Source organism: Sorangium sp. So ce385 (assembly GCF_051474135.1).
Classification (GTDB): Bacteria; Myxococcota_A; Polyangia; order Polyangiales; family Polyangiaceae; genus Sorangium; species Sorangium cellulosum_D.
In genome coordinates this window covers 5,943,174-5,963,461 of sequence record NZ_CP150337.1, presented here as the reverse complement: position 1 = coordinate 5,963,461, position 20,288 = coordinate 5,943,174, and the positions used below count along the sequence as shown (strand labels likewise).

Annotated in this window: 10 protein-coding genes and 1 pseudogene; 4 read left to right on the top strand and 7 right to left on the bottom strand. The window is 71.9% G+C overall.

Annotated features, from left to right (window positions below; translation table 11 throughout):
- The first annotated feature begins 140 nt into the window (after positions 1-140).
- Both WME83_RS21660 and WME83_RS21655 read left to right on the top strand, forming a co-directional pair.
- Positions 141-1,373 (top strand): di-heme oxidoredictase family protein, encoded by a 1,233-nt coding sequence (locus tag WME83_RS21660; RefSeq protein ID WP_437321191.1) that lies wholly within the window; start codon positions 141-143, stop codon positions 1,371-1,373.
- 86 nt (positions 1,374-1,459) lie between these two features.
- On the top strand, positions 1,460-2,521 hold the full coding sequence (locus tag WME83_RS21655; RefSeq protein ID WP_437321190.1) for an EfeM/EfeO family lipoprotein: 1,062 nt from the start codon (positions 1,460-1,462) through the stop codon (positions 2,519-2,521).
- 204 nt (positions 2,522-2,725) lie between these two features.
- Here WME83_RS21655 and WME83_RS21650 read toward each other — a convergent pair whose 3' ends face one another.
- The 4 genes from WME83_RS21650 to WME83_RS21635 all read right to left on the bottom strand — a co-directional run bounded on the left by WME83_RS21650 (position 2,726) and on the right by WME83_RS21635 (position 10,470).
- On the bottom strand, positions 2,726-3,499 hold the full coding sequence (locus WME83_RS21650) for a PP2C family protein-serine/threonine phosphatase (RefSeq protein WP_437321189.1): 774 nt from the start codon (positions 3,497-3,499) through the stop codon (positions 2,726-2,728).
- Positions 3,500-3,621: 122 nt separating this feature from the next.
- Positions 3,622-5,088 carry a hypothetical protein gene (locus WME83_RS21645; protein ID WP_437321188.1) on the bottom strand — a complete coding sequence of 489 codons (1,467 nt, stop codon included), beginning with the start codon at positions 5,086-5,088 and terminating at the stop codon, positions 3,622-3,624.
- 264 nt (positions 5,089-5,352) lie between these two features.
- Positions 5,353-7,137, bottom strand: coding sequence for an OmpA family protein (locus WME83_RS21640; protein WP_437321187.1), 1,785 nt, complete (start codon positions 7,135-7,137; stop codon positions 5,353-5,355).
- A 117-nt stretch (positions 7,138-7,254) separates the two neighbouring features.
- Positions 7,255-10,470, bottom strand: a complete 3,216-nt coding sequence (locus WME83_RS21635) for a kelch repeat-containing protein (protein WP_437321186.1) — start codon at positions 10,468-10,470, stop codon at positions 7,255-7,257.
- A gap of 1,215 nt (positions 10,471-11,685) precedes the next feature.
- Between WME83_RS21635 and WME83_RS21630 the strand changes: the two are divergent.
- Positions 11,686-12,048, top strand: a pseudogene (locus tag WME83_RS21630) (thrombospondin type 3 repeat-containing protein); the annotation flags it as partial.
- A gap of 33 nt (positions 12,049-12,081) precedes the next feature.
- A complete protein-coding gene (locus WME83_RS21625; protein WP_437322025.1) occupies positions 12,082-15,138 on the top strand; it encodes a thrombospondin type 3 repeat-containing protein in 3,057 nt (1,018 codons plus the stop codon).
- Positions 15,139-15,148: 10 nt separating this feature from the next.
- Here the strand turns inward: WME83_RS21625 and WME83_RS21620 are convergent, their stop codons facing one another.
- From WME83_RS21620 to WME83_RS21610, 3 genes are all read right to left on the bottom strand, one after another.
- Positions 15,149-16,993 (bottom strand): PEGA domain-containing protein, encoded by a 1,845-nt coding sequence (locus tag WME83_RS21620; RefSeq protein WP_437321185.1) that lies wholly within the window; start codon positions 16,991-16,993, stop codon positions 15,149-15,151.
- Positions 16,994-17,018: 25 nt separating this feature from the next.
- The gene (locus WME83_RS21615; protein ID WP_437321184.1) at positions 17,019-18,833 is read right to left on the bottom strand and encodes a serine/threonine protein kinase; all 1,815 of its coding nucleotides are present in this window, start codon (positions 18,831-18,833) and stop codon (positions 17,019-17,021) included.
- Between the two features lie 397 nt (positions 18,834-19,230).
- On the bottom strand, positions 19,231-20,160 hold the full coding sequence (locus tag WME83_RS21610; RefSeq protein WP_437321183.1) for a hypothetical protein: 930 nt from the start codon (positions 20,158-20,160) through the stop codon (positions 19,231-19,233).
- Between the last annotated feature and the right edge of the window lie 128 nt (positions 20,161-20,288).

The window sequence follows — 20,288 nt, the reverse complement described above, 5'->3', positions numbered from 1 at the left end:
GGCCCCGCAGTGTAACGCCTGGACCTCCGCCGCGCTTCGCGCGGCGACGCGAACCGTCCATGCGAGATCAGCAGCGGCCAGCGTGGCTTTCCGGTTGTTGACAGTGACTTTCACTTACCCTTACGCTACGCGTCGACAACATGTCGCGATTTGCCTCAGTTCTCGCGCTTCCGGTGCTCTTCCTCGTCGGCTGCGGCGGAGAGCCTGCGCCCGCCGACCCGCTGCTCGGCCTCCAGCTGATCGGCGATGATCTCAGCGACATCCCGCTGCACGGCGCCTCGGCGGAGCAGGTGGCCCGGTTCAAGGAGGGCGACGCGCTCTTCGACTTCGTGTTTCGCGAGCGCGACGGGCTCGGGCCGCTGTACATCCGCTCCTCGTGCGCGGGGTGCCACGAGGGGGCCGCGCGCGGTCCGGGCGCCGTCCAGAAGATGGTGCTCGTCGAGGCCGACGGCGTGACGCCGGCGGTGGATCAGGCGGCGCTCCCCTACGGGCACACGATGCGGCCCTACGGGGTCGCCGGGGCGACGACGCTCGCGCGGCCCGAGATCGAGGGGACGATCAAGCTGTCGCAGCGCCTCGGCCCGCCGGTGTTCGGGCGCGGGTACATGGAGGCGGTCGACGACGCCGAGATCGAGCGGGTCGCGGCCGAGCAGGCCGCGCGCGGCGACGCCATCCGCGGGCGCATCAACCGGGTGGTGTTCCACTCGAAGAAGAACGCGGACGAGTCGTTCCACACCTTCGCCGAGGGCGACGAGAACCTCATCGGCCGCTTCGGGTTCAAGGCGCGGGTCGCGACGCTCGATGACTTCACGGCCGACGCCTACCAGGGCGACATGGGCATCACCTCGCCGCTCCGCCCCGACGAGCTGCCGAACCCCGACGGGCTCACGGACGACGCCAAGCCGGGCGAGGACGTGACCGTCGACACGGTGAACGCCGTCGCCGACTACATGCGCTTGCTAGAGATCCCGAGGCGCGCGCCCGCCGACGAGCGCGGTCAGGCGCTGTTCGCCGAGGTCGACTGCGCCGCTTGCCACGTCCCCTCGCTGCGGACGCGCGCCGATTACCCGATCGCGCAGCTCGCGGACATCGACGCGCCCGTCTACACCGATTTCCTCCTGCACGACCTCGGCGCCGATCTCGCCGACGGGCTGGCCGACGAGTCGGCGAGCTCCGTCGCCTGGCGGACGGCGCCGCTCATCGGCATGCGCCACAGCACCTCGTACCTCCACGACGGCCGCGCCAGGACCATCGAGCAGGCCATCCTGCTCCACGACGGCCCGGGGTCGGAGGCGGCCGACGTGGTCGCCGCCTTCCGCGCCCTCTCCCGGGAGGATCGCGAGGCCCTCATCGACTTCGTGCGCGCGCTCTGAACGACGTTCGCCGGCGCGCGCGCTCGCGCCAACCGACATCCCGCGCTCGCTCCGGGCGAGCCGCGACCAAGGAGCTCGAAAGATCCATGCATATCCCCGCCTGCCTGCGGTCCGGTCTGGCCATCGCCGCCGCCGCCCTCTCGCTCCCCGCGTGCGGGAGCGACAACGAGACGCTGTACACCGACGCGGATTACGAGCGACGGGCGGTGCTCGAGGTGAAGGCCTTCATCCAGGACAACCTCGACGAGTTCGCCGCCGCCACGGCCGCGCTCCAGGCGGCCGCGCCCGAGCCGGACGAGGACGGGTGGAGCGCGTCGAGCGACAAGGCGGCCGTCGACGCGATGAAGGCCGCGTGGAAGGAGGCGCGGCAGTCCTATGAGCGCGTCGAGGGGGCCATCGCGGTCGTCTTTCCGGACCTCGACTACTCGACGGACGCCCGCTACGACGCGTTCATCGAGGTCGCGGCCGACGAAGACCTCTTCGACGACGAGGGGGTGACCGGCGTGCACGCCGTCGAGCGCATCCTCTGGGCGGACGAGATCCCGGAGCCCGTCCTCGCCTTCGAGTCGGCGCTCACGAACTACAAGGCCGCGGCCTTCCCGTCCACCGAGGCCGAGGCGGCGGCGTTCAAGGGGGAGCTCTGCGAGCGGCTCAAGGCCGACGCGGAGAAGATGAAGGCGGATTTCGAGGGCCTCGCGCTCGACGCGCCGTCCGCGTACCGCGGGGTGATCAACTCGATCCTGGAGCAGGTCGAGAAGACGAGCAAGGCGGCGACCGGAGAGGAGGAGTCGCGCTATGCGCAGTACACCCTCGCCGACATGCGCGCGAACGTCGCGGCCGGCGCGCAGACCTACGCCGCCTTCCAGCCGTGGCTGCTCACCAAGGGGGCCGAGGGCGCGGAGGTCGACCAGGCGGTGCTCGCCGGCTTCGACCGGCTGTCGAGCGCGTACGACGCGATCGAGGGCGACGCGCTGCCGCCGCTGCCGGACGAGTGGAGCGAGGAGGCGCCGACCGAGGAGCAGCTCGCGACCCCGTTCGGCAAGCTGTTCTCGCTCGTCGAGCGCGAGAGCGACGACGCGACGCCGGGCACGCTCGCGTACGACATGACGCGATCCGCAGACCTCCTCGGCATCCCCGCCCTGCCTTAGGCGCTCACCCGCTGCGGATACGGGCCCAGCTCGACGTTTTCGGTGCTCGGCGTACAAGAGTACGCCTCCGCGCCGAAAACGCCGATCTGGGCCCGTCTCCTGTGCGGGTGAGCGCCGCGAGCGCACATCCGTTGGGGGAGAGAGCGGGCGGTAGGAGCGTGGCGAGCGGGCGTCCGTCGGGGAGAGAGCGGGCGGTTGGGGGCGCTAGGCGGCGGGGGTCCAGCGGATGAGGACGCACGTCACGTTGTCGGGGCCGCCGTGCTGGTTGGCGCGGTCGATGAGCGAGCGGGCCGTCGTGGCGAGATCGGCGCCCTGCGCGAGCAGCTCGGCGATCTCCGGCTCGGGGACCGGGCCGGAGAGGCCGTCCGAGCAGATGAGCAGGAGATCGCCGGCCTCGGGGCGCTCGATGCGCGTGGCGACGTCGACCGTCTTCCCCATCCCGAGCGCGCGCGTCACGACGTTGCGGGCGAGCAGCGGATCGACGTCGTCGGGCAGCTGCTCGCCGCTGTGCAGGTGCTCGTTCCAGAGCGAGTGGTCCTCGGTGAGCCGCTCCAGCCGGTGCTCGCGGTACCGGTAGACCCGGCTGTCGCCCACGTGCGCGATGCACGCCGAGGTCGCGTCGGCGTACACGCCCGCAAACGTCGTCCCCATCCCGTAGAAGCGCGGGTCGCGCTGCCCCACCTCGAAGATGCGCTCGTTGGCGCGCCAGATGGACGAGACCAGGCGCAGCTCCAAGGGGCCCGCGGCCTCGTCGTAGCCCGTGGGCTGCGTGATCTCGCCCTCGCCCTCCTTGCAGCACGACTGCACGATGTCGACCGCCATCCGCGACGCGATCTCCCCCCCGGCGGCGCCGCCGATGCCGTCCGCGACGACGAAGAGGCCGAGATCCAGATCGACGGCGAAGCTGTCCTCGTTGTGCTCGCGCTGGCGGCCAACATGGCTTTCACCGGCGGCTTCGATGCGGAGCGGGGAGTTCACGGAGCTTCCTCGTCGGCGGGACGCATGTCGACTCCGGGCAGCATCCAGCGGCCGGACGCCTCGCGCAAGTCAGGAAGGGGCTCAATTCGAGCGGGGAGCGCCGGGCCGCTCGAGCACGCGCGCTACGTGCGCAGCGCCGCGGTCGCGGGCGACCGCAGCGGCGGGGGGGCGCCGTGCGGCTCGCGGAGCTGCTCGGCGGGGGGCGGGACGCTGGCCGTGCGGGCCTCGAAGCGGCCGTTCTTCCAGGTCACGAGCCCGCCCGAGAGGCGCGCGGCGCTGCCCGCGCCAGGCTCGGACCGCAGCCAGACCAGGGGGCGCGCGGCGAAGACCGGCTTGGTGCAGGCGATGTCCTCGAAGGCGGCGGACCACGAGCCGGTGTTGCCGAAGAACAGCCCGCCCTCCCAGCTGCCCTCGGGCGTGTGCGTGTGGCCGAAGACGACCGCCCTGGCGCGGTGGGCGCGGGCGACCTGGCGCGCGGCGCGGCTGACCCGCTGCCAGGTGGCCTCGAGCGGGAGCTTCGGCACGAGGCGCTCGTAGACGACGAGCCCCGCCGGCGCGACGAGCGCCGCCGGCGCGAGCCAGGTCGGCGCGAGCAGCAGCCACACGAGGGCCACGGCGACCGCGAGCAGCGCCAGGGCGGCCCGGTCGAGCCAGAGCTCGCGCGCGACGAGCCCCAGCCGGTCCTCGGCCGGCGGCGCGAACAGGCGGGCGTGGCGGGCGACGGCGCGGAGCGGGGCGCCCGTCTCCTGCGCGGCGGCGGCGAGGCACTCGCGCAGGCGGGCGCGACGCTCGGGCTCGCGCCGGCGCACGAGCTCGACGACCGTGCGGAGCGCGCCGAGCGCCCACGCCCCCGCGAGCGAGCGGCGCGAGAACAGGTAATAGCGCGCCCAGTGCGCGAGGTAGCCGAACGCGGACAGCATGAACGAGGCGTCCACGTGCGGGTTGAAGTACCCCATCCGCGAGACGAGCAACCGGCACACGAGCGAGCCCATGGTCGGCTGGATCTCGCCCGGCTTCCGGCCGAACGGGACCATGGGGTAGCGGTAGCTGCAATAGGCGTCGTACTGGTTGCCGTGCTCCACGATGATGCCGTCCGGCGTCTTGTGGAACCAGGCGCGGAACACGACGCGCGCGCCCAGCGCCGCGCGCGCCCGCGCGGCCTCGGGCGCGCTCGATCCGGGGCGCGGCGCGCCGTCCAGCGCGGCGAGCGCCGCCTCGACCACGCGGGACCGGACCAGGTCGCGCACCTCGGGCAACGTGAGCTGAACGTCGTGGTTGCCGGAGATGAACACGACGGTGTGGCCATCCGCGACGACGCGGCCCAGCGCCTCGATGAACACCGGGTGGTCCGCGAGGATCGCCTGCATCGCGGGGACCGCGTGCTCGGCGCTGCGCGGCAGGTCGTGGAAGACGCTCTTCTGATCGATCACGCGCGGCGCGTCGAGGTCGAACACGTCGCCGTTGAGCACCAGCGTGAGCTCATGCCGCCCGGCGCCGCGCGCCGTGCCCTGCTTCATCTCGTCCCGAAGCGCGTCCAGCATCGCCGCGACCTCGCTGTCGGGGGAGTAAGGAGCCTGACGGTAACGCATCCATAGACCGTCACCCGGCTCGAGCTCGCAAAGATGGATATCTGAGATTGCCACCGTATGGAGCATCCCTCAAGGTGACACACGCGCCTGACCACGGCTGTCAGGGAACGGTCACGACTGGTGTCGGGCGATGGCGGAGGGCGCGGCGGCGCGTCGATGGCCCTGATTGCCCTGGCTGCAAGGCTCGGCGCGGCTGTCGGGGGGTGTGGTGTCTCGGGCGTTGTGGCGTGGCGAGGTCGCAATCGCGACGACCTCGCCCGCTCGCTACTGCCGTCCTTTGCGCTTGATGATCACGAACTGGACGCGGCGGTTCTTCTGGCGCCCTGTCTTGACGCGGTTGTCCCCGAGCGGCTGCTCGAAGCCGTAGCCCCTGGCGACGAGCTTCTCTCGCGGCACCCCCGCGGCCACGAGCCACGAGAGGACGGCCTCCGCGCGCTCCTGGGACAAGCGCTGGTTGTACTCCTCGGTGCCGCTGTCGTCCGTGTGGCCCTGCACCTCGACGAGCTCGATGTCCGGGTTCTGCTGGATGGCGTCGCGCACCTCGTACAGGATCTCGTCGGAGACGGGATCGACCGTCTGGGCGCGGGTCTTGCCGTAGACGACGAACTGCACCGGCTTCGACGTCGTGATCTCGTCGGCGTTCACGCGGACGAATTTCGGGCAGCCGTTCTGCCGTGGATCGGGGTCGGAGAGCCCCCGCTCGTTCGGGCAGGCGTCCGCGGCGCCGCGGACGCCGTCGCCGTCCGGATCATCCGGGCAGCCGTTCTGCTTCGGGTTCTGGCTCGCTGGCCCCTTGACCTTCGGGCAGGCGTCCGAGGCGTCGGCGATGCCGTCGCCGTCCGCGTCGCTCGGGCAGCCCACGAGCTTCGGGTCGTCGCTCGGGCCGCCGCGCACGCTGGGGCAAGCGTCGATGCCGTCGTGGAAGCCGTCGTCGTCCGAGTCGTCCGGGCAGCCGTTCTGCGTGGCGTCGGCGCTGCGAGCGCCAGGGGTGGACGGGCAGGCGTCGTCGATGTCGAGCACCGCGTCGCCGTCGCGGTCCGCCGGAGGGCAGCCGTCCTTCGCGGGATCGGGCGAAGGATCGCCCTTGACGTCGGGACAGGCGTCGATGTGGTCGTCGATGCCGTCGTCGTCCTTGTCGCCAGCCGCGGCCACGGCCTGCGCGCGCTCCGGGGCCGACTTCGGGAGGGGCGCCCAGCCGAGCATGCCGACGGCGCGGACGGTCGGCGTGCCGACGGCGTTCAGGAGGCCGGGCCCGATCGCGGCGCCGAACGTCAGGCCGCCGAGGACCCGCAGCTTGGCGCCGAAGAGCAGCTCGGCGTTGACGCCGGCGTCCGCGGGCGTGGCCGGCACGCTCGACAGCACGAGCTCCTCGCCGAGCGGCGCTGCGCCGTAGAGCTCGGCGCCGAGCTGGAGGAGATCGCCGCCCAGGAGGAGCCCCGCGGCGCCGCCGAACGTGACCAACGGAGGGCGGTTCTCCCCTCCGCCGAGCTCGACGCCGCCGGTCGCATTCCAGAGGAAACCGAGCGTCGAGCCGGCGCGCCCGCCGATGCTCCCGTGGAAGGCGCCGCGGACCTCCGCGTCGCCGGTGTACTGCGCGGGCGAGCCCGTGGGCGCGAACAGGTAGCCGCCGAGCCCGAGCTGGACCGGGCCCGCGTCCTCGCCGAGCAGGCGGAGCCGCGCGCCGAGGCGGAGATCGCCGAGCTCGGGCGCCGTCAGCTCGGTGAACTGCACACCGGGGAGGCTCGGGTCGTCGCCCCCTTGCGCGATGGCGAGCGGCGCATCGATCGAGAGCAGCAGGCGCTCCCACAGGGCGAGCGAGGCGTCGAGGCGCAGGTACGCCTGCGAGGAGACGATGGCGACATCGGCCTCGCCGCTCGTGCGGATCGGCAGGTGGGAGTAATCGAGCATCGCGTGGACGCGCGCCGCGAAGTGGCCGGGAGCGGCGGGGGACGGTACGCCGAAGAAGGCGTCCCCGGCGGGCGCCGGTTCGAACCGGTTGAGGGAGAAGCCGCCGGTGGACTGGCCTCTCGACGCGCTGGCGAGCGTCATGAGGACGGCCGCGGAAGCGACCGCTGCGACGGAGGAGGAAGGCCTCATCGGCCGGCCACGATAGCGGGGGGGTGCGGCGGGGGGCAACATGCCATCGCGCCTCGAGGGGAGACGAGATCAGGGGCGAAGCGCGCGCCGACGGAGAACGGTGCCGACGAGGACGACGAGGAGGAGCCCCCAGCGGGATCGATCGTCCTCCGAGGTGCCGACCGCGCTGCAGGAGCAGCTCGGGGCGCCCGCCATCGGGATCTCGTCAATGTCGATGCAGCGGCCGGCGAGATTGCAGACATGGGGAGAGACGCAGTCGCTGAGCGTCGTGCAGGTGGTCCTGCAGGCGCTGCCGTCACAGCGGTAGGGCGCGCACTCGATGTCCGTGGCGCCGGGGACGCGGACCGTGTGCTCGCCGTCGCAGAGCGGGCCCTCCAGCGCGACGCACGCGCCGTCTGCACAGATGAAGTCGCTGATGCAGTCGGCGTCCGACGTGCAGCTATCCTTGCAAGATCTGCTGCTGGCGCAGCGATAACCGCCGCTCTCACCGCCGCAGCGCTCGGCTGTCGGCGTGTAGCTGCCTGCACCATCGCACAGGAACTCCGTCAGTATGGCGGGACCGAAGGTGCAATCGCCGCCCGGGCAGGCGCACTCGGGGTCCTTGAATCGCCTGTCGCTCCGCGGGAACGAGCACGTCGCGTCGGCCTTGCCCGTGCAGACGCCGGCGCAGTCGCCGTCCCCGGGGCATGTCGGATGATCCGGCAGGGGTCGCTCGGGTGCGTCGAGGGATCCCAGCGGGGAGCACCTGCCGTTGCTGTTCGGGAGGTTGCATGCCTGGCACGCCCCTTCGCACGGGAGATCGCAGCACACGCCGTCGACGCAGTGTCCCGGCTCGGCGCCGCCGGACAGGCCGAGGCACTGCGCGTCTTCAGTGCAGGCACCGCCGAGCTCGACCTTCTTCCGGCATACGCCGGCTCCCGGAGGTATGCCGTCGTCGGCGCCGCCGGCTCCCGCGGTGCCGCCGGCTCCCGCCGCGCTGCCGGCTCCCGCGATGCCGCCAGCGCCGCCGGCTCCCGCGATGCCGCCAGCGCCGCCAGCTCCCGCGGTGCCGCCAGCGCCGCCAGCTCCCGCCGCGCCGCCAGCTCCCGCCGCGCCGCCAGCTCCCGCCGCGCCGCCGGCTCCCGCCGCGCCGCCGGCTCCCGCCGCGCCGCCGGCTCCCGCCGCGCCGCCGGCTCCTGCGGTGCCGCCAGCGCCGCCGGCGCCGTCGGAGGCGCTGTAATCGCACCATCCGGTGGCGTCGCAGGGGAGCTCCGGCGTGCAGTAAGTCCTGCACCGATCTCCGGAACACGTGCCCGGCGTGCAGTCTCTCGTCAACTCGTTCGGGACGGCCCGGCCCATGCCGTTACATTCATTGTGTACCTCGATGCCGTGCCCCGCGACGTTGGTCTTGCAGTGCACGGGCAGAAGCTTGCCCGCCACCGCGGCCCCGCACTCCCCGGTGCGGCTGCCGTCTTGCTTGCCCTCCTTCGTGCACGACTCGCACTCCGCGTCGCAGCTCCGATCGCAGCAGACGCCTTCAGCGTCAGCGCAAGACCCGGACAAGCACTCCTTAGCGCAAAACCCGGACAGGCACTCCTTGTCAACAACGCATGTTTCGCCCAGGTCCTTCAACAGGATCTCTGCCCTGGCCCCCTCGAGCCCGCTGCCGCCGCCGACGACGAGCACCCCCACTCCCGAAGAGATGGAATCACCGCCGTTGACCAGGACGGCGGCGTGCCGCGCGCGGCTCACCTCCATCATGGGCGTGTCCTCCAGCGGGGAGAAGGTCCTGCGCTGCCTGGAGTAGATCTCGACGCTGTTGCTCAAAGCCGCGGTCGCGCTCGCGCCGCCCGCGATCAGCACGTCACCGGAGGGCAGCAGCGTCGCGCTGTGATGTACGCGCTCGCTGCTCATCGCGGGGAGCGATCTCTGCTCCGTGGCGCCGCTCGTGAACAGCTCAGCCGTGCGCAGGTAAGCATTGCCGCTTGTCGCGTTGACGCCACCGGCAAGCAGCACGACGGACGGAGTGACGACGGGATCTGCCCCCGGGTTGAGCAGGGTCGCCGTGTGGAACGCGCGATCGCTCCGCATGTTGAACGGCACCGCGGCGGTGCTCCCGAGCCCGCCCGGGACGGGCGTGTAGATCTCCATGAACTGCGCGGCCAGCGAGGAGCTCACGAGGCCGCCGGTGATGAGCACCGCGCCGTTGTTGAGCAGGACAGACGCGTGGCCCCGGCGCGGGCGCTGCATGGTGCCGGTGCCGAGCGCGCCGAGCGAGTTCTCGACGGGGTCGTAGAGCACGAAGGAGTTCAACGGTGTGACGCCGAGGGTCGGCGCACCGCCGGCGATGAGCACGCGGCCGTCGTGGAGCAGCGTCGCCGTGTGATCGAGCCGGGCCTGGGACAGGGTGGGGCCCTCCAAGAAGGTGCCTGCCGCGGGCAGGTAGAGCTCGGTCGAGCCTCCTGGGAGCCCGGTTGTCGCGAGATCGAAGCGAGGCGCGCCGCTCCCGACCACGAGCACGCGGCCGTCGCCGAGGCGCGTCGCCGTGTGACCGCCTCGCCGTTGCTTCATGTCGCCCGTCCGCGCGAACACGCGACGCAGCGGCTCGTAAAGCTCGGCGGACTGGAGCGGTGCGTTCGCGGCGTCGAAGCCGCCTGCGACGAGCACCTCGCTCGCATCATCGGCCGGGTCGAGCAGCGTGGCCGTGGGCCGGGCGCGCGCCTCGCTCATGGTGCCCGTCTCCGTCCAGTCCGGGTCCACCACCGCGGGGTAGCGCACGCCCGACCCATCCCACGAGACCTTCACCGTGCACGCAGGCGCGCCGGGCGGGGTGACGGGTCGCCGCCACGGCGCGCGCGGGCTCTCGTCGACGGCGCAGCCCTCGACGGAGAGGCGCGCCGCGACGCGCGCGCCGCCCGCGTCGAGCACGTACGGCGGCGCGATCCGCAGCCGCGGCACGCCCTCGGCGTCGAGGAACTCGAGCGTCCGCGCGACGAGGCGGAGCCCCGCGGCCCCCGTGACGTCGACGCGATAACGGAGCTCCTCCGTGGCCGGGACGCGCTCGTAATAGGCGAGATCCTCGATGCCGTGGCGGTCCACGCGGTGGAGCAGATCCCCCCCCGAAGGCGCGGCGCCGGCGCGGATCGCGATGCCGTCGGCCAGGGTGACGAGCGCCTCCGAGGCGCCCTCGAGAGAGAAGGCGAGCCGCAGGCCGGAGACGTCGTCGGTGATGCGCGTGGGAGCGGTCGCGCGCGCCGCGAGCTCGACCGTCGCGGTGTGCGCGCCCGCGCGCGGGGCCGGGAGCACGGGGCGGAGGGCGCCGCCGGGCGTGGCCTCGAAGCGGCGCGCCGGCGCGGGTCGCCCGACGAATGCCGCGTCAAATCCGGGAACACGCGCGCCGATTTCCTTGACCCGGACCGCTGCTGACGCGGAGTACGTGGGCGCCGCGACGGCCGGAGCCACGGGCGGATCGACGGGAGCGGAAGGGTCGCTCGAGCACGCAGCGAGGGCGAAGACCGCCGGCATGACGGGGAAATGCCGCGTGGTTCGCCGCGGCGGGGCGGCTCGTCGGAGCTTGGATCTGGGCACGTGCCGGGTCCTTGTGTCAGGGGTCGATCCGTGCGCACGCGGGGGACCGACGGATGCGCGCGGCCACGATACCAGAGAACGTCGTTGCGCCTGCAACCAGGGCGAAAGCGCCGGGTCCCCGTGTCGCAAATTCGTGTAGGACAGAGGCCTACACGGGTGTTGACGCGCTGCCCTTTCGTGCGTCATCCGAAGCCGACGCTGCCCCGGCGTGTTTGCTTGTCAGGCGGAAGACGAGGGGTGTACGAAGAGTGGGGTATCCAGCTCGGGAGCGTGCTCAATGCGGCGAGGCGTCCTTCTTCTGCTTGTTGCGGCGACGGCGATTCAAACGGCGTGCGGCTCGGATGGCGGCGGAGGCGGCACGAGGACGTCGAGCGCCAGCACGTCGAGCGGCGGCGAGGGCGGCGCCGGGGCTGCCGGCGGGGCGGGCGGCGAGGGAGGCACGGGCGGCGGAGGAGGTGTCGGCGGCGAGGGAGGCACGGGCGGCGGAGGAGGTGTCGGCGGCGAGGGAGGCACGGGCGGCGGAGGAGGTGTCGGCGGCGAGGGAGGCACAGGCGGTGCGGGCGGGAGCGACCGTATGTACGGTTATTGTCTCCCGGGATGCAATGAGCCAGCTGACTGCTGCCAACCGGGTGAGGCGAACTGTCCGAGCATTCACTACACCTGCGATCTTGCCCGCAAGGTCTGCGGGCCGGCACAATGCACGATGCCGAGCGATTGCGTGGCGCTCGGCCTCCCGGAGGTCAGCCAGTGCGTGTCGGTGGAGGGTGTCAACCAATGCGTGCTGCCGTGCGCGCCTGCAACGGAAGACACTGATTGCCCTGGGGCTTCTACGTGCATCGGCATCGACGATGCCATGGGGCGTTACTGCAAGGTCGTTGAATGTGATGAGGACACGGATTGCTCTGGGTTCGGGAACCATTGCGTCAATTCGTCATGCCGTTGCACGGGCGCCGAGGGGGAGTGCTCATCGGGGGACGTATGCGCGAAGTAGCTGCAGCGGGGAAGCCCGGTGCGCTGAAGCGGCGCATCCACCGAGTATGCCCTCTCCTGTTCGTCATGCTGTCCATATGCCTACTCTCGAAGGAGTCGTGGGCGCAACAATGCAATCCGAACAACCCCGACGCAGACTGTGATAATGACGGCGTCCGCAACGGGCGCGACAATTGCCGAACCAATTACAATCCATATCAGGAGAACAAGGATGGCGATCTCTTAGGAGACGTCTGCGACCCTGATGACGACAATGACGGCGTGAATGACGTCAACGCGAGCGGCGATCCGCTCGATAACTGTCCATTCGTACAGAACGGTCCGCTAGGTCCAACACCCTTGGACACCTCGGACGACCAGCTGGACAGCGACCATGATGGCATCGGCGATGCCTGCGACAACTGTCCGCTCACCCCCGGTCCGGACCAGAGCGACTTCGATCGTGATGGCGACGGCGACATCTGCGATGACGACGACGACAGCGACGGCGTCGTCGACGACGTGAACGGCAACGGCAACATCGACGACGGCGACGACAACTGCTGGCTGCTCGCGAACGAGGACCAGGACGACTTCGACAACGACGACGCCGGCGACGCGTGCGACCCCGACGACGACGACGACGGGGTGGTCGACGACGTGAACGGCAACGGCGTCTTCGACGACGGCGACGACAACTGCTGGCTGCTCGCGAACGAGGACCAGGACGACTTCGACAACGACGACGCCGGCGACGCGTGCGACCCCGATGACGACGACGACGGGGTGGTCGACGACGTGAACGGCAACGGCGTCTTCGACGACGGCGACGACAACTGCTGGCTGCTCGCGAACGAGGACCAGGACGACTTCGACAACGACGACGCCGGCGACGCGTGCGACCCCGACGACGACGACGACGGGGTGGTCGACGACGTGAACGGCAACGGCGTCTTCGACGACGGCGACGACAACTGCTGGCTGCTCGCGAACGAGGACCAGGACGACTTCGACAACGACGACGCCGGCGACGCGTGCGACCCCGACGACGACGACGACGGGGTGGTCGACGACGTGAACGGCAACGGCGTCTTCGACGACGGCGACGACAACTGCTGGCTGCTCGCGAACGAGGACCAGGACGACTTCGACAACGACGACGCCGGCGACGCGTGCGACCCCGACGATGACGACGACGGGGTGGTCGACGACGTGAACGGCAACGGCGTCTTCGACGACGGCGACGACAACTGCTGGCTGCTCGCGAACGAGGACCAGGACGACTTCGACAACGACGACGCCGGCGACGCGTGCGACCCCGACGACGACGACGACGGGGTGGTCGACGACGTGAACGGCAACGGCGTCTTCGACGACGGCGACGACAACTGCTGGCTGCTCGCGAACGAGGACCAGGACGACTTCGACAACGACGACGCCGGCGACGCGTGCGACCCCGACGACGACGACGACGGGGTGGTCGACGACGTGAACGGCAACGGCGTCTTCGACGACGGCGACGACAACTGCTGGCTGCTCGCGAACGAGGACCAGGACGACTTCGACAACGACGACGCCGGCGACGCGTGCGACCCCGATGACGACGACGATGGCGTGAACGACGTCGATGGCGCCGGACATGTCCTCGACAACTGCCGCTTCGTCCCCAACGGGCCGCGCAGCCCGAGCGCTCCGCCGCTCGACAACCAGCTCGACACGGATCGCGACGGCCTGGGAAACGCGTGCGATCCCGACGACGACGGCGACGGTGTCGACGATGTGGACGGGGCTGGCGCGGCGCTCGACAACTGCCCCCTGCGGTTCAACCCGTTGCAGGGCGACACCGACGACGATGGGGTCGGAGACGAGTGCGATCGCGACGCGGACAACGATGGGATCGCCAACCAGCTCGAGATCTTCTGGACCACGAGCCCGTTCAACGCCGATCACGACGGGGACACGATCCCTGACGCGATCGAGGTGTGCCCGGATGGCATGAGCTGCGTCGCGTGGGACCGCGAGGCGAGCGGCGCGCCCGACGGCATCATCGACGGGCTCTTCATCTGCGTCGCCGCCGCCAGCGCTCCGCATTGCTACGTCGCCGTGGCGGTGGACACCGGCGACGATGGCCTGCCCGACAGCCTCAAGGTGTGCGCCGAGAGCGACACCGAGTGCTTCCGGCCGAGCGTCGATACGGGCAGCGACGGCGTCCCCGACGCGGTGGCGGCGTGCGGCGCGGACGAGTGCCACGAGCTCACGCTGGTCGACACGGACAACGACACGATCCCGGACGCGCTGACCCGATGCACCGGTCCTTGCTACTTCAGCGCCCCCGTCGACACGGACGGCGACGGTGACTACGACGTACGGGATCCGGACAGCGACGGCGATTACGTCGACGATAGCGATGAGGCCGGAGATCCGAGCGCCACGCCGTTCCCCGCGGACACGGATCGGAACGAGCCGACCCGGGACCATGTCCCCGACTACCGCGACGACGACTCGGACGACGACTCGGTGTTGGATGGCCGCCTCGACACGGCGACCGGCGGCGTGGTGCTCGACAACTGTCGTACGACGCCCAACGTGGATCAGGAGGACATCGACGAGAACCGCATCGGGGACGCGTGCGACGCCGGCGACATCGACGCGGATGGCGTCGAGAACCGCATGGATAACTGCTTTCGCGTCCCCAACCGCATGCAGGAGAACAACGATGGCGACAGCGCAGGGGATGCGTGCGACGAGGATGACGACAACGACGGGGTGAATGACGTCGACGCGAGCGGCGATCCGCTCGACAATTGTCCCTTCGCGCCGAACGGGCCGGACTTGCCCGCGCCTCCGCAGCCGCCTGACATGCAGACCGACACCGACGACGACGGCCAGGGCGACGCCTGCGATCCGGACGATGACGGCGACGGGATCGACGACGTGGACGCGCGCGGGGATCCGCTCGACAACTGCCGGCTCCTGCAGAACCGCGAGCAGGAGAACAGAGACGGAGATGCTCGAGGCGACGCCTGCGACAACTGCCCCGATGACCGGAATGATGATCAGGCGGACAGCGATCTGAACGGGGTCGGCGACGTCTGCGACTCGACGGGCGCCGAGGGCGGCGGCGGTATGGCGGGCAGCGACGCTGCCGGCGGCGGTGGCCCAGGCGGCGGCGGGGGCGCCGGCGGGTCCACGGACGCGAGCGGCGGCGGCGGAGCGGCCGGCGGCGACGCGGGCGGCGGCGACGGCGCGACGGTGCCGACGTTCGAAGGCGGCTGCGACTGCAAGATGCGCAGCGGGTCGAGCTCGAGCGCCGGCTGGGGGCTCACGCTCGCGCTCGCGCTGCTCCTGAGGCGCCGTCGCGGCGCGGCGCCTCCCCCGTCGCGACCCGACGGCGCGCCGCGATTCCGCGGCTGCTAGCTCGATCTCCTCAGAACTGGTACCGCAGGCTCGCCCCGGGCGCGATCATCAGGACGACGTCGCCCATGAGCGACTCCTGCCCGTACGTCCCGATGCCGTCGGTCGACGCCGCGAGCTCGATGGTCCTGTCCCACGACGGCTTGCTGAGGCCGATCAGGAGGAGCAGCTTCACGCTGGCCGAGAGCTCCCAGCGCTCCCCCAACCGCACGCCCAGCCTCGCCTCCGGATCCACGTAGAAGTACGTCGCCGGGGCGAAGTCGACCACCGGGTACGTGTTGAACCACGCCCCCTGGGTCGTCCTGAACCTGCCGGTCCGCTCGTCGCGGACCTCGCCCACGAGCACGCCGGCGCCGAGCCGCAGCAGCGCGGGGTACTGCTCGCCGAGGTGGTACCCGAACGTCGCGCCGGCCAGGAAGCCGCCCAGGCGGAGCGCGTCGCTCGCCGCGCCGCCGAGCGGATCCCGGTAGCCGACCGGCCGGAGCTCCGCCGCGCGCTCCTCGAGCTGCTGCGCCGCGACGATGCCGCCGAGCTCGATCCCGACGCCGAGCCCCGAGCCGAGCTCGTAGCCGCCGTGGATCGTGCCGAGCCCGCCGAGGCCGATCGCGCTCGCGCACCCCGAGCCGCAGGCGCTCGCGACGTCGCCCCCGAAGGTCGGCGCCACGAGGAACGAGGCGCTCGCCTCGAGCGTGATCTTCGGCGGCTTGCGCCAGATCTCCGCGTCCTCGTCGCGCTCGAGCGCGAGGCTCAGGCCCTGCCGCTGGCCCTTCTGCAGCGTCACCGTGCGCGCCTCGGAGACGAACCCGTCGGCCTTCACCTCCACCCGGTGCGCGCCGGCCTTGAGCCGGCCCAGCCAGACGCCGTTGCCCACGTTGACCGAGTTGATCCAGACGCTCGCGCCGGGCGGCGTGGGGTCGACCCGCAGCGACGCGTCGAGGTCCTCGGCGAGGAGCGACAGCGTCGTGAGCTCCTGCGGCTTCACGGGCGCCGCCGTCGGCTGCGTCCCGAGCTTCCCCGCGCCGCGCAGCGCCACCATGTGATCGCCGACCGACAGCGTGCCGATCCACGGGGTCTGCCCCACGACCACGTTGTCCACGAGCACGTCGACCGTCTTGCCGGCCCGCTCCACGACGCGCAGCCGGCCGGAGCGGACCAGCCTCCGGAGCTTCGCGTTCACCGTGACCGTCTGGCCCCCGGCGACGTCGACGCGCACCTCGACCGGCTCGTAGCCCTCCTTGAACACGCGGACGACGTGCGCGCCCGCGGCGACGCGGATCGGCTTGACGGGCGGGTACTGCCCGCGCTCCTCGCCGCTCACCACGATCGACGCCCCGGGCTCGGCGTTCGTGATGTCGAGCGTCCCCACGAGCGCGCGCAGCTCGGCGATCTCGCGCTGCGCGACCGCGCGCTCGGCGGCCGACATGGTGAAATCGCGCAGGAAGGTCTCGAACATCTCGAGCGCCTCGTCGTAGCGCTGGAGCTTGCGCAGCGCGATCGCGGCGTTGTTCGTGGCCGCGCGCGTCGGGTAGAGCTTGCGCGAGAGGAGGAACTCGGCGAGCGCGGGGCCCCAGGCCTCCTCGCGCAGCAGGGCGAGCCCCTTCTCGAAGTGGAGCCGCGCGACCTGCCGGGTCGTCTCGGAGACGGGCGCCTCCTCGGCCGGCGCGGCGCCCTCCCCGCCGGCCGGCGCGGCGCCCTCCGCAGCGGCCGGCGCCGGCTGCGCGAGCGCCGGCCCCGCGGCGACCGCGACGGCGAGCGCGGCCGAGAGCGCGCGCAGCCGCCGCGGCGGCCGGGGCCGCCGCGCGAGGGAGAGAGGACACGAGCCGCCGCGCCGCGTACGCAGATCCATTCGATCGAGCACCGTACTCAGCCTTGTTCTTCTGCGCTTACTTTCCGAACTCTTCGGTGTCGTTGATGATCCCCTTGTAGGTCGACGGCGCCGGCGCCGGCGCCGTCGGCGGCGCGGCGGAGGCGCTCTTCGCCGGAGGCGCCGGGGCGCCCTTCGCCGGGGTCGGCGCGAGCTCGATCTTGAGCGGCCGCGCGCCGCTGGTCGTCACGATCACGTCGGTCACCGCCTCGTTCGCCCCCTTGAACACGCGCACCCTGTGCTCGCTCCCGAGCGGCCCGGTGATCTCGAGGATCCCGTTCCTGGTGGTCGCGCGCTCGCCTTCGACCTCGACCGAGGCGTCGGGCGGCAGGATGACCACCTGAACGCGCCTGGGCTGCGGCTCGGCCGCGACGGCCTCCGACGTCCCCGTCGCGGCGGGCGGGGGCGTCGGCGCCGGGGTCGGCGTCGGGGTGGCCGCCGCCGTCGGGAGCACCTCCGGGGTCGCCGACGCCGCCGGCGGCGCGGCGGGCTCTGGCGACCGGTCGCCGACGAAGTACACGCCGGCCGCGATGCCCGCGGCGAGCAGCGCGGCGCCGGCCACGACGGGCACCCGCGACGCGCCGGGCTGCGTGCCGCGATGCGACTGCGTGAGCGCCCCGGTGGTCGCGGCGCCGGCGTGGTTGGCGGCCGGCGCGATCGCGCCGTGCGGCCCGCTCGGGTTCGGGGGCGGCGCGAACGACGGGTACCCTCCTCCGCGGTGCTCGTGCGGGACCGCGGGGTACCCTCCGCTCTGGTTGGCGGGCGACGCGGCGGCGTACGCGCCGCTCTGGTTCGCGGGCGAGGCCGCGAGCGCCGCGTACCCTCCGCTCTGGTTGGCGGGCGACGCGGCGGCGTACGCGCCGCTCTGGTTCGCGGGCGGGGCGTTGACGTTCATCGAGAGCCGCGGCGCGGACTGCCTGCGCACCGCGTCCGGCAGCGGCACGAGCATGCTCTCGTGGATGCCCCAGCCGTAGGGGAGCAGCGGCCGGATGGCGCCGAACATCTCCTGCGCGCTCTGGTAGCGCTGCCCGGGCGCCTGCAGCAGGCAGCGGTGCACGATCGCCGCCACCTCCGGCGGCACCCACGGCGCGAAGTCCTGCACCGGCGGCGGGGGATCCGAGCAGATCGCGATGATGAGCTCGCCGAGCGCGGTGATGTGATGGTACGGCGTTCGCCCGGTGAGCGCCTGGTAGAGCACGGCGCCGAGCGACCAGATGTCGGTGCGGTGATCGATCTCCTTCTGCCCGCGCGCCTGCTCGGGCGACATGTAGAGCGGCGAGCCGATGAGGTTCCCGGTGCGCGTGAGGTCGGCGCCCTCGGTCTCGTTCGCCCGGTCCATCTTGACCTTGGCGATGCCGAAATCGAGCAGCTTGACGAGGATCTCGCCGGCGTCGCGCCACGAGAGGAACAGGTTGTGCGGCTTGATGTCGCGGTGGACGACGCTCGCCTCGTGCGCCTTCTGGAGCCCGAGGCACGACTGCGCCACGATGCGCAGCGCGAGGTCGGGCGCGAGCGGCCCGACGCGCTTGATGAGCTGGTGGACGTCCTCGCCGGCGAGGTACTCCATGGCGAGGAAGGGCAGTTTCGAGTCGCGGTCGACGCCGGCGTCGAGCACCTGGGTGATGTGCTGCGTGTCGATCGCGCCCGCCGCGCGCGCCTCGCGCTGGAAGCGGCTGACCACCTTCGGATCGCGCGTGAGATCGGCCGAGCTGATCACCTTCACGGCGCAGCGGCGGCCGGTCCCCGTGTGCTCGGCCTCGTAGACCGAGCCCATGGCGCCCTCCCCGAGCAGCTTGCGTATCTGGTATTTGCCGTCGATGATCGTGCCGATCACAGCGTTCCGGCCACTCTAAGGGATCGCGCACGGGGGGGCAATGTCCGCGAGCGCGCGCGCGCTCGCGGCCCAACCCGTCGTCGATGCGCATGCGCGTACAGTCTCGCGGGACACGCCGCGCTCGTGAGGGGGCGCGCACCTGTCACCCGGCGCGAGGCGCGGCCTCACCTGGCCACGCCGCGTCCGGTCGAGCCGGCCGCCACCCGCCTCCGCCGCCGTCACGTCCCCGGCGTCGCTGGCCGCCTGGGGGTAGGCCCCAGGCGGCCGCGCGGGATGTCTGCGAGAGAGCCAGCCACCGAGGGCCGATGCCGATCGGCCCTCGAGGGCGAGGTCGAGAGCGCTGCTAGCGCCGCGCGAGCGGGCGTGGCGCTAGCTTCTGCCGCGGTCCGAGCGCCGGCTACCAGCCGAAATCGCCCCCGCCCCCCCCACCGCAGTGGTGCGGCCGGCAGAAGTGGTGGAACGGCGGGCAGAAGCGGTGGAAGGGCGGGCAGAAGCGGAAGTCGTCGTGGAAGCGGAAGTCGTCGTGGAAGGGCCGGCAGAAGCGGAAGTCGTCGTCGCGGAAGTCGTCGTGGAAGGGCCGGCAGAAGCGGAAGTCGTCGCGGAAGCGGAAGTCGTCAAAGATCGTGTTGATGTTGACGTTGGTATTGTTGTTAAAAATCGACGGGCAGCAGCCGAAGCCGCCGAAGCCGAAGCCGCCGAAGCGCGAGCCCACGGCGCCGAAGCCCGGCATGCCGAGGCCGAGGCCCGGCAGGCCGACGCCCGGCACGCCGACGCCCGGCAGGCCGAGGCCCGGCAGGCCCGGCGCGCCGAGGCCCGGCACGCCGACAGGCCCTTGACCAATCGGCGCCTGGCCGACCTGGCCAATCGGCGCCTGGCCGACCTGATCGATCGGCGCCTGGAGACCGGGAGCCGGCCCCTGCAGGCCGACCGGCGCCTGGCCGAGATCCACAGGACCCTGCAGCCCCCCCTTGAGCGGCGCCTTGCTCGGCGCCTGTTGGAACCCGCCCCTCGTCGCGTCATCCCCCTCGAGGGCCTCGGCGGTCGAATCGACCTGCTCGACCTCGTCGAGGCCGGCCTCGTCGAGCTCCACGTCGCTCGCCGAGTCGACGGCGCACCCCGTGCCCAGCGCCGCCATCACCACCGCGAGTCCCAGCACCTTACCATGAATCGAAAGCATGTTGTTGTCCTCCTCAATATCCCGTGATGGCCGGAAGGCCCGCGCCATCTTGGGCTCATCGAAGAGCAGGCTGTGTGCCTCACCTTTCGTGTGCAGACACTGCCGCTCGGAGCTCGCGCCGCCGGCCGCGCCGCGCCCGCGAAAAGGCATTCTCTGGATCAGCGCCGGCGCTGGTTTCCCGGGTTCTCATCGCGAAGACCGGCGGGACGGCCACCGCGCGGCGGGCCTATCGCGCGCGCGCCGCGCGCGTCCGCTGGAGATGACGAACTCCCCGCTTC

Coding starts and splice junctions, on each gene's coding strand:
- WME83_RS21660 (WP_437321191.1), top strand. CDS start 141: ATGTCGCGATTTGCCTCAGTTCTCGCGCTTCCGGTGCTCTTCCTCGTC.
- WME83_RS21655 (WP_437321190.1), top strand. CDS start 1,460: ATGCATATCCCCGCCTGCCTGCGGTCCGGTCTGGCCATCGCCGCCGCC.
- WME83_RS21645 (WP_437321188.1), bottom strand. CDS start 5,088: ATGCGTTACCGTCAGGCTCCTTACTCCCCCGACAGCGAGGTCGCGGCG.
- WME83_RS21610 (WP_437321183.1), bottom strand. CDS start 20,160: ATGCCTTTTCGCGGGCGCGGCGCGGCCGGCGGCGCGAGCTCCGAGCGG.
- WME83_RS21640 (WP_437321187.1), bottom strand. CDS start 7,137: ATGACGCTCGCCAGCGCGTCGAGAGGCCAGTCCACCGGCGGCTTCTCC.